A 13,087-nucleotide genomic window follows, 5' to 3' on the forward strand; every position below is an offset into this window, starting at 1 on the left:
CGAGAGAGTGGAGACAGCCATGACAACAGAGACGTTCAACGACATCGAAGCCCGCCTGGCAGCAGTGCTGGAGGAGGCGTTCGAAGCAGGCACGGATATCTACAACGAGCGAGGCTTCAAGCGTCGGATCGGCTACGGCAACCGCCCCGCTGTCATCCACATCGACCTCGCGAACGCTTGGACCCGTCCGGGCCACCCGTTCAGCTGCCCGGGCATGGAGACGATCATCCCGAACGTCCAGCGGATCAACGAGGCCGCGCGCGCCAAAGGTGTCCCGGTCTTCTACACGACGAACGTGTACCGCAACCGCGACGCCACCTCCGGGACGAACGACATGGGCCTGTGGTACTCGAAGATTCCCACGGAGACCCTTCCGGCGGGTTCCTACTGGGCGCAGATCGACGACCGCATTGCTCCCGCGGAAGGCGAGGTCGTAATCGAGAAGAATCGCGCCTCGGCGTTCCCGGGGACGAACCTCGAGCTCTTCCTGACCTCCAACCGCATCGACACCCTGATCGTGACCGGTGCGACCGCGGCCGGGTGCGTGCGCCACACCGTCGAGGACGCGATCGCGAAGGGCTTCCGCCCGATCATCCCCAGGGAGACCATCGGCGACCGCGTCCCGGGCGTCGTGCAGTGGAACCTCTACGACATCGACAACAAGTTCGGTGACGTGGAGTCCACGGATTCGGTGGTGGATTACCTGAACCGCCTCCCGCAGTTCGAGGACACGGTCCCGAAGACCCTCTCGGATCCCCAGCCCGAGGTGGCGTGCCCTGCGGATCCGGCCTAAGCCGCACCGCACTCTCGGAGCCCCGCGGTCCGGCATCCCCGGGCCGACCCGACGACAGCCGGTACCCCTCAACGGGTGCCGGCCGTCGTCGGGCTCGCTGCCGCGTGCCGGGAGTGGTGTGACCGGTCCTCCGACATTAGGTTGAATGGGCACACCGTACGATGGCTGCTACGGTGACTGGACTTAGCGCCTGGAGAGGGAGAACTCATGCTGGACCCACAAACCACCACTGACAAACCGCAAGGGGCGGCAGCATCGCTGCTCAACGGTCTGACGGTCCTCGAAGCCTTCTCCGTCGCCAAGCGATCCCTCCTGGGCGTCACGGAGATCTCCGAACTCGTCGGCCTGCACAAGAGCACCGTCTCCCGGATGCTCACCGGCCTGGACGAAGCCGGCTACGTGCAGCGCGACGAAGACACCGGGCGATACCGCCTGGGCCTCGGGATGATCGGCTTGGCAGGGCCGCTGCTGGCCGAACTCGGCGTCCGCCGTACCGCCCTGCCCCACCTCGAAGAACTCACCGAAGCCACCGGCGAGACGGCCGCGATCGCCGTCTGGAACGGCACCAACGCGATCGTTGTGGAACAGACGGCCTCCCCCCATCAGGTCAAACACAGCGCGGCGATCGGCACGCGCTACAACAAGTTCGCCAGCTCCTCAGTCCGCGTGTTTCTCGCCGACCTGCCGCGCGAGGAGACCGACCGTCTGCTGGCCGGCCGGATGGTGCTGCGAGAGGACTACCGCGGTCTCGAGGACCCGGTCTACGAACAGCTGGCCGCCGTGCGGGACCAGGGGTACGCCGTCAACGACGGCGAGACCACTTACGAGGAATACGGCGTGTCCGCCCCCGTGCGGGACTATCGGGGCGAAGTCGTCGGCTGCATCACAGCCAGCGCGCCCCGGTCCCGGGTTCAGCACCTGAAGAGTCAGTCGAGCCTGCGCGAAGCCGTGCTACAGGCCGCTGAGCGCGTTTCGACTCGGCTGGGCAGCCTCCCGGGGGAAACAAATCCAGTGCGCTGACGTTGCGTGGGTGAATCAGCCCGGAAGTGAAGCTGACCAGCCCAATCGGGTGGATAGTTCCGAGGCAGCGTGCTGTACGGCTTGAACCAGAGCGTCCCTGGTGGCCTGCTTGTGCACGCGGGAACGGGGAGCGGCTGCAGTGATGCACCCAACCACCTTGCTTCGGTAATCCCGGACCGGAGCGGAGACCCCAAACTCTTCGTCTGCGGTTGCACCGTCGTTGACGGCGTATGCCTGACGGGCGACTTCCTGCAGGTGGGTGGTGTGGTCCTCCGGCAAACCATCTCCTGCCTTGCGTAGTATCTGCCCGGATCCGATCAGCTCGGTTGCGAGGGCCGGTGCCAGCTCCGCCAGGAAGACCCGCACCGAGGAACTTTCGAATGTGTTGTACCGGGTTCCAATGGAGGCAGTGTGTTTGACCTGGAAGGGGCTGGCAACCTGCTCCACGACGATGGCCTCATGACCGTTCCAGACCGAGATTGCGCTGGTCTCTTGGGTGCTTTCGGTTAATTTCTCCAGATAGGGAACCGCGGCACGGCGGACATCCAGGTCCGCCAGTAAAGGGCCGGCCAACGCAAGGAGGCCCAGCCCGAGGCGATACCGCCCCGTCTCCTCATCCCGCTGGACATATCCAGCTTCTGTCAGACCGCTCAAAATGCGTGACACCGTGCTCTTGTGGAGGCCAACCCGGTGAGCAACCTCAGTCACACCAAGAACCGGATTTTGCACCGAGAAGGCTTCCAGGACAGCAAGACCATTCAATAGCGACGCCGCAGCTCCTTGGACCTGGCTGTTGTCCTGCCTCGGCCTTCCCGGCATCTGCATCCTCTCGTGCAACGTGACCGTCCCGCCACCCTTTTGGGCCATCATATGCCGTCCTTGCGCGCAGAAACGGAAGATGCGGCGCGGCACTGCCGGCGGGGTCCTCAGACCCGGATTTGGGGCTGGTCCCTGTCCTGAGCGGGTTGGGCCTGCTCGGCGGCCCCGCCCGCACTTCCCCCCAGGCCGGAGACCGGCTTCACCCGCCGCAGTGCTGCGAGGATGGCCCGCCCCACCACAGCGATTCCGACGATGGTGGTGACGGCACGCAGGGTGTCCCAGCCCGCCGTCGACGTCACCAGCGAGTAGAGCAGGAAGCTGCTGAGGTTGGTGCCCAGCGGGGCGCCCGGTATGTAGGAGATGCCGGTGCCGGCGCCCACGGCGAAGGGCCAGAACCACAGGTTGGTCAGCAGGCCGAACAGGTAGGACGCCACAACCCCGTAGCCGCACAGCATCCACAGCTCGGCCTTGCCCCGCACCCGGCGGGGGAGCAGGCCGGCCCCGGCACCCACCCACGCACAGGCGAAAATCTGGAACGGCGTCCACGGCCCGATCCCACCCCACAAGGCGCTGGAGAGGGCGATAGTGGCGGCACCGAGAAGCATGCCGAAACGCGCACCGAAGGCCCGGCCGGCCAGGATCAGCAGGATAAAGACTGCTTCCACGCCCCCGACGCCGGTGCTCGCCACCCGCACCGCCGAACCGACGGCGGCCAGGACGCCGAGCAACGCGACCGTATGAGCGGAGCGCACCGAGCCGTCCATGGACACAACGACGGCGACGGCGGCAATCGGTGCGATGGCCAGCGCCGCGTAGGGGAGGGCCGCGGCGGCATCCTCGGGCAGTGCCGCGGCGAGCAGCGGCCAGCAGAATGCTGCGAGGGCCAGAAGGTTTGCGGCCGTGAGCACTGCCAGTTCGACGCCCCGCGGCATCCGGATGTGGCGCTGTTTTGCCGCCCCCTGGGTGTCCGTTGGTTCGATGACCCGTTGCCGCGGTCCGGCACCCGCTGGCCGGGAAAACGGCAGGGGCGGTTCAGATGCAGCGGCCGGTGCGGCTTCCGGCACGGAAGAGGGCGCGACGCCGTCACGCATCGGCAGGATCCGGGCCCCGAGGCCATGGGCAAAATCGAGGTCGTGCGTGGCGATCAGGACCGCAGCACCGGAGTCCGCCGCCGCCCGCAACGCTGCCGAAACTGCCGTGCGGGCCGCGGGATCCAGCCCGCGGGTGGGCTCATCGATCAGGAGGACCTGGGGGTCGTCCATGGTCTGCAGCGCGATGGCAAGGATCCGGCGCTCTCCCGCGGAGAGGTCCCGGGGGTGCTCATCTCCAATGGGGATCCGGACATCTCCCCGCAAACGGGCCAGGCGTGACGCCGCAGGCATCGGGGGAAGTTGGGCATTGCTTGGGCTGCGTGCGGTGCGGGCCTGACGCGCAGCCCGCGCCTGGCGCCGCTCGGCGGCGCGGAGCTCTCCCGCCACCGTATCCCTGGTGAAGAGGTCGTCCGAGGCGTCCGGGACGAGGGCGACGCGGCCGCCGTCGACAATGCCGCCGTCGACCGTCCCTGGACGGTCCTCTCCGCGACCGGCTGTCCCTTCACCGAGAGCGAGCGCCACGAGGACGGACGACTTCCCGGCCCCGTTCGGCCCCACCAGGGCCACCACTTCACCGCGGTGCAGGGTCAGCGACGCGTCGCGCACCAGCGTCTTGCCCTTCCGGTGCACCGCAAGATTTGCCGCCGTCAGCACCGGCGCGTGCTCATCGTAGGAGGCCGGGGCTGGGCCGTGAACACGAGGCAGAGGCGCGGAGGGCACGGCACCCGGCACCAGGGCGCCGTCGTCGATGGTCCACCACGAGTCGGCAACCGGGACGAACTGTTCCGCCCGGTGCTCCGCCGCGATGACGCAGACACCGTCTTGGCGGGCGAGGTCGTTGAGCACGGCGATCACGTGTCCGCGCGCCGCGGTGTCAAGGTCGGCCAGCGGCTCATCGACCAGGAGCAGGGCCGGATGCTCCACCACTGCCGCGGCGATGGCTACCAGCGTTGCCTCACCCGCGGACAGGGTGCTGACGTTCCGGTCCAGCAGCGCCGACACTCCGATGACCTCAGCAACTTCCAGCACCCGGGCCTTGGCGGTTCCGGATGCCATGCCGCGCAGCTCCAGTGCGAGGCCGATTTCATCCCGGACCCGGGTGGTGGCGAAGGCGGCGCGGGGATTCTGCAGGACGACGCCGATGAGGCGCGCGGTATCGCGCGGGGGTGTGGTGGCACGGTCCGTGCCGGCGACGCGCACGGTGCCGGAGATATCTCCGCCGTCAACGTGCGAGAGGAGGCCGGCGACGCCCCTCAGGATGGTGGATTTGCCGGAGCCCGTCGGCCCGGTGATCACCGTGACGGACCCGCTCGACGGCGTGAACCCGGCGATGCGCACCTGCGCGTCACCAATGCGGAACAGTGCGTCCCGGACCAGAAGCGGTGCGTCGGTCCCGCCGATGGATGAATGGGGTGCCCGGCTCCCGAAACCGCGCAGCTCCAGGGCTGCGGCCACCCGGCTGGCATGCTCGAGGGTGCGCTCCAGCACGGGCACCAGGGCCCGGGGCCCGAAGCGTTCGCCCCGCAACCGGAAGGCCAGGCGGACGGAGGTCACGGCCTCCGAAAGTGCCGGAAGCGCCGCCCAGGCCACCACAAGGGTCCGGGCCAGGCCCTGCATGGGGCCGCCGCGGGCCAGGTGCACAAAGCCGCGGGACACATCCACCCAGGCGTTGAGCAGGCCGAAAGCGAGGAACATCCCGGCAATCGGCAGGGCGGACAGCACCGCCTCCCACAGCCCTTGTCCCGTGACCGGGCCGAGCAGGACCACATGCGCGTACGGGGCAGGCAGCCGGACCGCGGGCAGATCGAGCAGGACAGGTTCGCCAAGGCCCGCCCCGTTGAAAAGGATGCGGTAGATGACCCGCGCCGCGACGAAGACGACGGCGAGAGCCGCCGCTGCGCGTAGCGGCGCGGGTCGAAAGGTCATGCGTTGGGAGCTGCCGGTTCGTTGTCCACCGTGTAGAGCAGTTCAAGGCTCTCGCCGGGGTTGAGCTTCAGGCTGTCCAGGCCTTCTTGCGCGTAGCCCCATTTGCCGGCGGCGGGCTTCACCCAGAGGGCCCAATAAGAGACAGTGTTTTTGTCATCGCACGCTTCGCGGGCAGTGCCACCCTTGTGCTTGATGTCGAAGTCCGCAGCGGGCACACCGTTGACGCGGCACGCGAAGCTCGTGGGGTACTTAGCGGTGCCCTCGATCTTCACGTCAGCTTGGCTCAGCACGGCCGATGCCAGAGTGGGTCCGTCCACAGGCACGCAAACGGACGTGTCAGCGGCAGCCTGCTTCAGGGAGCCGGAATCGACGATGACCTTTACGCCGGTGCAGGGCCCGGCGGCGGCGCTGGATGAAGCCGCTGCCGTGGAGGCAGGGGCAGAGGTGGTGGGCTGGGTGGCGGCCGGCGCGGAACAGGCGGCAAGGGCAAACAGGAGACCGGCGGCGGCGAGGGAGCTCGCGGCGGCGGTGCGGATCTTAGTCAAAGTCACCTGTCAAGGGTAGGACGTGCTTGTCCGGATCCGGAGGCCGTCGCGTTGTGTGACGTTAAGTCACTCACCTGCGCGGGAGTCACCAACGCAAAAGGGCCGACGACGGCGCTCAGGTGAGTGCCGTCGTCGACCCTTCCGGGGGCGTTACGAAGCTTCCGACGCGGTTACCAGCGCATCCTCCGGGGCTTTGCGCTGCGCCGCCTCGTGCTGCGCCGCTTCGTCCTGCGCTGCGCCGGACTGAGCTGTGCCGTAATGAGGGGCACCAGCCGACGACGGATGTGCGGCGACCGCCGCGGCGTGCTCGGCCAGCACCCCGGTCTGGTGACGGATCTTCAGGCGGTAGAGCAGGGTCCCGCCAATGATCACGGCGGCCACGAAGATCACGCCGCCCCACTGCAGGTACCACTCGAACGGCGGCACCGAGTTGTAGATCTCCGGCCGGGGCCAGACCAGATTCAGTGTCATGGCACCGCCCCAGAAGACCGCCAGGATGTTCACCGGCAGGCCCCATTTGCCAAGGCTGAATCCGGGCTCGGTGCCGTCTGCGGCGAGCGGCCACTTCTTCAGGAGCCGGTTGCGCAGCAACGGAACAGTCACCAGGAGGTAGGACAGGTAGATCAGGACGATGCTGATGCTGGACATGATGGTGAAGATGGCCGGCTGCATCACGTTGACCAGCAGCGGAATGACGGCCATAACACCGATCACGATCGCCGCGATCTTGGGGGTCCTGCGGACCGGATCCACCTTGCTGAGCTGCCGGCTGAACGGCAGGTTGTTGTCCCGGGCCATCGCGAACATCATGCGGATGGCGGCGGCATGGACAGCCAGGGTGCAGACCACCACGGCCACCACGATGCAGGCCAGGAAGGCCTTGCCGAACGGTCCGCCCAGGACGGAGAGCACAATGTACTGCAGGCCGCCGTCGGCAGCTCCCACCTTGGGATCGGCCAGGTCCGGTGCGGCCAGGATGCCAAACAGCAGGATCAGGCCGCCCAGCAGGAACGAGGCCGTAATGGCCCGCAGGATGGCTTTGGGTGCCGTGCGCTTGGGGTCCTTCGTTTCCTCGCCGAGGGAGCTGGCGGTGTCGAAGCCGTACATGACGTAGCCGGACGCCATGGCGCCGATGAGGAAGACGCCGAAGAAGCCAAGGTCGTGCCCTTCGCCGAAGCCGGCGGTGTCGAAGAAGACCTCAGGCCCCCGCACTACGTGCCAGCCCAGCGCGAGGATCAGCAGCACGGCCGCGGTCAGCTCCACGAAGACGCCGATGCTGTTGATCCTGGTCATCAGCTTCACACCGAAGGCGTTGATGAGGGTGGAGATGGTGATCATGATGGTGGCCAGCACCACGCCGTTCATGGCGAAGTCGTAGGGTCCGGTGCCGTCACCGACGAACTGGAAACCGGACCAGAGCTGCGGCAGGGTGAGCTGCAGGGCCAGCGCCACGGAGCCCAGCGCCACGATGGAGGAGAGCAGCAGCAGCCAGCCCGCCAGCCAGGACGAGGTCCCCGACGAGAGCCGCTTGGCCCAGTTGTAGACCGATCCCGCCACGGGGTAGCGGCCGGCCAGCTCGGCGAAACAGAGCGCCACCATCAGCTGGCCGACGAAGACGATGGGCCAGGACCAGGCGTACGCCGGGCCGGCCATGGAAAAACCAAAGTAGAACAGTTGGAAGACGCCGGTCAGGATGGAGATGTAGCTGACGCCTGCGGCGAAGCTGGCAAACTTGCCGATGCTCCGGTCCAGGGTCTGGGTGTAGCCAAATTCATCCATGCCGCTTGAATCAATACTCTTGCTGGGTTCCAAAATGTGAACTCCTAAGTCAGAAAAGTACGCACGATGCACCCCGCGGCCGCCATTGGACGCGGGTGAAATCAACTAGCCTCCGGAACTTGCCTCTCAGGCGAAGGACGGGCTGAGCTCCACCTCTTTCTCTTCAGCGGGCCTTTCAGCGCCATCGGTGTGGCCGGCGCGGATGAGGTCCGCCCGGATCAAATCCGCGCAGCGCTCGCCGATCATCATGACGGTGATGTTGGGGTTGACGGTGACGTGTTCCGGCATCACGGACGCATCCGCGACGCGCAGGCCGGTGACGCCCTTGACCCGCAGCTCGGGATCCAGCGGTGACAGATCGTCGTCGGCCGGGCCCATCCGGACGGTGCCCACCGGGTGGTACACGGTGTTGTGGGTCTTGCGGATGTACTCCCGCAGTTCCTCGTCCGTCTGCGCCTCGACGCCGGGCGATAGCTCGCGGCCGGTCCATTCGGCCATGGCCGGCTGGGCCGCGATTTCGCGGGCCTTGCGGATGCCGGCCACCATAACGCGCATGTCGTGGCCTTCGGGATCCGTGAAGTAGCGCGGGTCCACCATGGGCTTGTCGCGGAAATCGCGGCTGCGCAGCCGGACGGTGCCGCGGGACCGGGCGTGCGTGACGTTCGGGGTGAGGCTGAAGCCGTTCTCCGTGGTGGGGTAGCCGTGCCGCAGGGTGTTCATGTCGAACGGAACGGAACCGTAGTGCATCATCAGGTCCGGGCGGTCCAGTCCGTCCTCGGTTGGAGTGAAGATGCCGATCTCCCACCACTGGGTGGAGGTCTGCACCATGGGCTGCCTGGCCTCGAACTGGACCACGCCTTCGGGATGGTCCTGGAGGTTTTCGCCCACGCCGGGGGAGTCCGCCAGCACCTCGATGCCGTGCTGGGCCAGGTGCGCTGCCGGGCCGATGCCGGAGAGCATCAGCAGCTTGGGGGAGTCGATGGCGCCGGTGGACAGGATGACCTCGCGGTGCGCGGAGAGCCGGTGGGTCCGGCCGAACGCGGAGTCCACCACGTCCACGCCGGTGCAGCGCTTGTCCGCGCCGAACACCAGCTGGCGGGCGCGGAGGCCTGTGAGCAGGGTGAAGTTGGGGCGGTCGATGATGGGGTGGATGTAGGAGACCGAGCTGGAGGCCCGGGTGCCGTCCGCGCGGCGGTTGATCTGGAAGAAGTTGGCGCCGTTGACCACGGTGGTGCCGGAGTTGAACTTCGCCCGGGGAATACCCGTCTGTTCACAGGCGTCCAGGAGTGCGACGCCGGCAGGATCCACCGGGGGAACGTTCATCAGGTGCACCGGGCCCGAGTCCCCATGGTGGGGTGCGTCCGGGCCGGCGTCCTCATTGGTTTCCAGCCGCTGGTAGAGGGGCCAGGCGGCGTCGGCGTTCCAGCCGGCGGCTCCATACTTGGACTCCCACTCGTCCAGGTCCTCGCGGGGTGCCCAGAAGGCGATGCACGAGTTGTGGCTCGAGCAGCCGCCCATCACCTTGGCACGGGCGTGGCGCATGAAGGAGTTGCCGTTTTCCTGCGGCTCCACCGGGTAGTCCCAGTCGTAGCCGGATTCGAGCAGCTCCATCCAGCGGTCCAGCTGCAGGATTTCGGGCAGGTTGCGGTCATCCGGGCCGGCCTCCACGAGGGCCACGGTCACGTCCGGATCCTCGCTCAGCCGGGCGGCGACTGCGGCACCGGCGGATCCGCCGCCGATGACGACGTAGTCGAACCCGCGCTCGGTGAGGTCCTCAATGTTGTCGTAGTGCATCTAGTTCTCCTTGCCGTGGTCAGCAAACCAGCCGGTGACCTGCGGGCTGGTGTTCTGGTAGATGTGCTTGGCTTCCTGGTATTCGGCCAGGCCCGTGGGACCCAGCTCGCGGCCGACGCCGGACTGGCCGAAGCCGCCCCACTCGGCCTGGGGGAGGTAGGGGTGGTAATCGTTGATCCAGATGGTGCCGTGCCGCAGCCGGGATGCCACCCGCTGCGCCTTGCCGGCATCCTGGGTCCAGACCGCGCCGGCCAGGCCGTAAATGGTGTCGTTGGCGGTGGCAACCGCTTCGTCCTCGGTGCGGAACGTTTCCACGGTGACCACCGGGCCGAACGCCTCATCGGTGACCACGGACATCCCCCGCCGGACACGGTCCAGGACGGTGGGCTGGTAGTAGAACCCGCCGTCGTACTTTTCTCCTTCCGGCGCCGCACCGCCGGTCCGCAGCCGCGCACCCTCCTGAATGCCGCGCTGGACGTAGGCGTGGACCTTGTCGCGGTGGGCCGCGGAAATCAGCGGGCCGGTTTCGGCGGCGTCATCGAACGGCCCGCCGATCCGGATCTCCCGGGCGCGGCGGACCAGCTCGTCCACGAAGCGTTCGGCGATCGATTCCTCCACCACGAGCCGGGCCCCGGCGGAGCAGACCTGCCCGGAGTGGACGAAGGCGCCGTTCAGGGCGTTGTCCACGGCGGCGTCGAAGTCCGCGTCCGCGAACACCACGTTGGGGTTCTTCCCGCCAAGCTCCAGTGCCACCTTCTTGACGGTGCCGGCGGCGGCCGCCGCGATCCGCTTACCGGTTTCCAGGCCGCCCGTGAAGGAGACGAGGTCGACGGCGGGGTGTTCCGAGAGCGGGGCGCCCGCCTCCGCGCCGGCGCCGGTCACGAGGTTGGCGACGCCGTCCGGCAGGCCGAGGTCCTGCAGCAGCTGCATGGCCAGGATAGCGGTGGACGGGGTCAGCTCGGAGGGCTTGAGGACGAACGTGCAGCCCGCGGCGAGTGCGGGCGCGATCTTCCATGCCGCCTGGAGCAGGGGGTAGTTCCACGGGGTGATCAGGCCGCAGACCCCCACGGGTTCGTAGACGATTTTGCTGACGACGGCCGTGTTCCCGGCGTCGACGATGCGGCCCGCCTGCTGCCCGGCGAGCCTGCCGAAGTACTCGAAGCAGGCGGCAATGTCGTCCATGTCGATGCGGCTCTCGACCATGCGCTTGCCGGTGTCCAGCGACTCGGCGCGGGCGAACTTTTCCCGGCGTTCGCGCAGTCCCGCTGCGACCTTAAGCAGGAAGGTGCCGCGCTCGGGTGCCGGGACGTTCGACCAGATTCCGGAGTCGAAGGCTGCACGGGCTGCGGCGATGGCGCGTTCCGCGTCCTCCCGGCCGGCCTCGGACACGGTGGCCACCAATTCGCCGTCGGCGGGGTTGCGGATTGCACGCACGGCGCCGGAGGCGGCCGGCTCCCAGGCACCGTTGATGAACAGGGTGGATGCTGTCTCGGTTGTTGCGGTTCGAATGACGTCATGGGCTGGTGTGGCGTAAGTCATAGGAAGGACAGTAATGCAGATTGAACGAGTGTTCAATACTTTTTTGAACACTCGTTCAATGCTACGTAGGGCGGTTGCGCTGCCCGTGCCCCGAGTGTGGTCCTAGACGGTGTGGTCGTGAAGCGGCGCGAAGGCGATTTCCTCCGTGCGGGCGATGCTTCGCTGGATGGCGGCCGGATCAACGCCGAGCAGCGCCGTCAGCCACATGCCGTTTTGAATGACCACAATGTCGGCCGCCCTGTCCCGGCAGGCCTCCCAGGACAGGTCGGGTTGCGCGTTGGAAACGAGTGCCGCGAGGCCGTCGAGATAGCGGTCGAAGGCCTCTGCGTTGATCTGCGCATAGCCCTCGTCCGCCTGGGCGAGGGCCCAAAGGTGGAGGCGCAGGGACAGGTAGCGGGTGGTCAGCAGATCAGCGGCCGCCACTCGCCGCAGGGCCTTGCGCAGCTGTTCCTCGGGGTCTGACGAGGGGTCGGGTGCCACCAGCAGGAGGTCGTGCTCGTCCACCCGGCGGAGGGCTGCCCGTATGAGGCTCGTCTTGTCGTCGTAGTAGTAGTTCACCAGGCCCAGCGCGACGCCGGCCTCGCGCGCCACGGCCCGCATGCTCACCCCCGAGATCCCGTGGCGGGACAGCAAGTCCAGCGCCGCCTCGAGAATGCGCGACTGCCTGTCCATCTGTTCGCCGGAGTTCACGGCTTTGGTCCCCATCTGGCCAGACTATTGCCTAACCCGTCACGAGTGCACTTTGAGGGGCCGCGTGACCTTGCGTGTAGGCGGTCAGGAGGTGGACCGCGTGTCGAACGCAGCCGCCGATTCCCGCAGAAGGCGTGCGACGGTGTCCACGGGCGTGCTGGCTGCCCGCCGCCGGTCGAACCGCCGCAGGACGATGCGCCGCGTGCCCAGGCCGGGGACGTCCAGGACGTCCACCCCGTCGTGGCTGACGCCGCTCAACGCGAGGGTGGGCACGATCGCAACGCCCTCGCCCGCCGCGACGAGTGCCAGCGCGGTCAGCGTCTCCTGGTACTGATGAACCGTCTCCATCCGGGCGCCCGTAGCCTGACGGAGCCGGCCGAGGACCGAAGCGTTGGCGGCGGAGGCGTCGACGCCGAGCCAGGGAATCGGCAGGTTGCCAAGGTCGATGTTCTCGGTGGTGAGCAGGGCGCCGGCGGGAACCACCAGTTTCCACGGCTCGTCCAGGAGGGGCTCCTCGATCATTCCGGCGGACAGCGAACCTTGGGCGGCCGTCGTCGAATCGAGCTCCACCACCACGGCGTCGAGCGCGCGCTGGCGGAGCATCCGGACCAGGTCGGGGAAGTCGTCTTCAACTATCCGGATCTGCAATTGCGGGTAGCGGGTGCGCCACTCGGGCAGGCGCGGGATCACCACCGTGCGGACAAAGCTGGTGAATCCTCCCACCCGCACCACCCCTGCGACCTTGGCCCCGCTCTCCATCCGGGCGCGGGCGACACTGAGTGCGCGTTCGATCTCCTCGCCGGCTTCGGCAAAGGCCAGGCCTGCGGGTGTCAGAACGGAGCCTTTGGGTGTGCGCACCACCAGCGCATGCCCCGTCTCGTCCTCCAGTTTGTTGAGCTGCTGGGACACGGCCGACGCCGTGATCCCCAGTTCGTCAGCCGCGGCGAGCACTCCGCCGGCGCGGGCAACCGCAAGGAGAATTCGCAGCCGGCGCGGATCGATATCCATGTTAAGTAGTTCTAAACCACATCTTCAGAGGAATGCAATTGATCTACAGGCATGTCGACCTCATAATTGCAGTTGAAAGCCAA

10 protein-coding genes are annotated in these 13,087 nt (G+C 67.5%); 2 read left to right on the plus strand and 8 right to left on the minus strand.

The genetic code is table 11. The features are described 5' to 3' along the window. Positions 1-19: 19 nt before the first annotated feature. Both BS38_RS0104680 and BS38_RS0104685 read left to right on the plus strand, forming a co-directional pair. Positions 20-793 (plus strand): N-carbamoylsarcosine amidohydrolase, encoded by a 774-nt coding sequence (locus BS38_RS0104680; RefSeq protein WP_028269739.1) that lies wholly within the window; start codon positions 20-22, stop codon positions 791-793. Positions 794-1,000: 207 nt separating this feature from the next. Beyond that, entirely contained in the window at positions 1,001-1,813 is an 813-nt protein-coding gene (locus BS38_RS0104685; protein WP_028269740.1) for an IclR family transcriptional regulator, read from the plus strand. Between the two features lie 15 nt (positions 1,814-1,828). On the opposite strand, the gene BS38_RS0104690 is transcribed toward BS38_RS0104685, so the two are convergent. The 8 genes from BS38_RS0104690 to BS38_RS0104725 form a co-directional block, all read right to left on the minus strand. Continuing rightward, on the minus strand, positions 1,829-2,725 hold the full coding sequence (locus BS38_RS0104690; protein WP_231511076.1) for an IclR family transcriptional regulator: 897 nt from the start codon (positions 2,723-2,725) through the stop codon (positions 1,829-1,831). Between the two features lie 14 nt (positions 2,726-2,739). Then, entirely contained in the window at positions 2,740-5,649 is a 2,910-nt protein-coding gene (locus BS38_RS0104695) for an ATP-binding cassette domain-containing protein (protein ID WP_028269742.1), read from the minus strand. Beyond that, the gene (locus tag BS38_RS0104700) at positions 5,646-6,200 is read right to left on the minus strand and encodes a hypothetical protein (protein WP_051628727.1); all 555 of its coding nucleotides are present in this window, start codon (positions 6,198-6,200) and stop codon (positions 5,646-5,648) included. The genes BS38_RS0104695 and BS38_RS0104700 overlap by 4 nt, the downstream gene beginning before the upstream one ends. Positions 6,201-6,344: 144 nt before the next feature. Next, complete coding sequence (locus BS38_RS24395; protein WP_231511077.1) at positions 6,345-7,973, minus strand: APC family permease; 1,629 nt, start codon at positions 7,971-7,973, stop codon at positions 6,345-6,347. A 126-nt stretch (positions 7,974-8,099) separates the two neighbouring features. Continuing rightward, on the minus strand, positions 8,100-9,767 hold the full coding sequence (locus BS38_RS0104710) for a GMC family oxidoreductase (protein ID WP_028269744.1): 1,668 nt from the start codon (positions 9,765-9,767) through the stop codon (positions 8,100-8,102). Further along, the gene (locus BS38_RS0104715; RefSeq protein ID WP_043437672.1) at positions 9,768-11,306 is read right to left on the minus strand and encodes an aldehyde dehydrogenase family protein; all 1,539 of its coding nucleotides are present in this window, start codon (positions 11,304-11,306) and stop codon (positions 9,768-9,770) included. A 102-nt stretch (positions 11,307-11,408) separates the two neighbouring features. Further along, positions 11,409-12,011: a TetR/AcrR family transcriptional regulator gene (locus tag BS38_RS0104720; protein ID WP_028269746.1), complete on the minus strand. Its 603-nt coding sequence runs from the start codon at positions 12,009-12,011 to the stop codon at positions 11,409-11,411. Positions 12,012-12,080: 69 nt separating this feature from the next. Further along, entirely contained in the window at positions 12,081-13,004 is a 924-nt protein-coding gene (locus tag BS38_RS0104725; RefSeq protein ID WP_028269747.1) for a LysR family transcriptional regulator, read from the minus strand. Between the last annotated feature and the right edge of the window lie 83 nt (positions 13,005-13,087).

Source organism: Arthrobacter sp. UNC362MFTsu5.1 (genome assembly GCF_000685965.1).
Classification (GTDB): domain Bacteria; phylum Actinomycetota; class Actinomycetes; order Actinomycetales; family Micrococcaceae; genus Arthrobacter.

Bases quoted from the DNA above. Each gene is read 5' to 3' on its own strand.
- BS38_RS0104715 (WP_043437672.1), bottom strand. From the start codon at position 11,306: ATGACTTACGCCACACCAGCCCATGACGTCATTCGAACCGCAACAACC.
- BS38_RS0104695 (WP_028269742.1), bottom strand. From the start codon at position 5,649: ATGACCTTTCGACCCGCGCCGCTACGCGCAGCGGCGGCTCTCGCCGTC.
- BS38_RS0104710 (WP_028269744.1), bottom strand. From the start codon at position 9,767: ATGCACTACGACAACATTGAGGACCTCACCGAGCGCGGGTTCGACTAC.
- BS38_RS0104685 (WP_028269740.1), top strand. From the start codon at position 1,001: ATGCTGGACCCACAAACCACCACTGACAAACCGCAAGGGGCGGCAGCA.
- BS38_RS24395 (WP_231511077.1), bottom strand. From the start codon at position 7,973: ATGGATGAATTTGGCTACACCCAGACCCTGGACCGGAGCATCGGCAAG.
- BS38_RS0104725 (WP_028269747.1), bottom strand. From the start codon at position 13,004: ATGGATATCGATCCGCGCCGGCTGCGAATTCTCCTTGCGGTTGCCCGC.
- BS38_RS0104720 (WP_028269746.1), bottom strand. From the start codon at position 12,011: ATGGGGACCAAAGCCGTGAACTCCGGCGAACAGATGGACAGGCAGTCG.
- BS38_RS0104680 (WP_028269739.1), top strand. From the start codon at position 20: ATGACAACAGAGACGTTCAACGACATCGAAGCCCGCCTGGCAGCAGTG.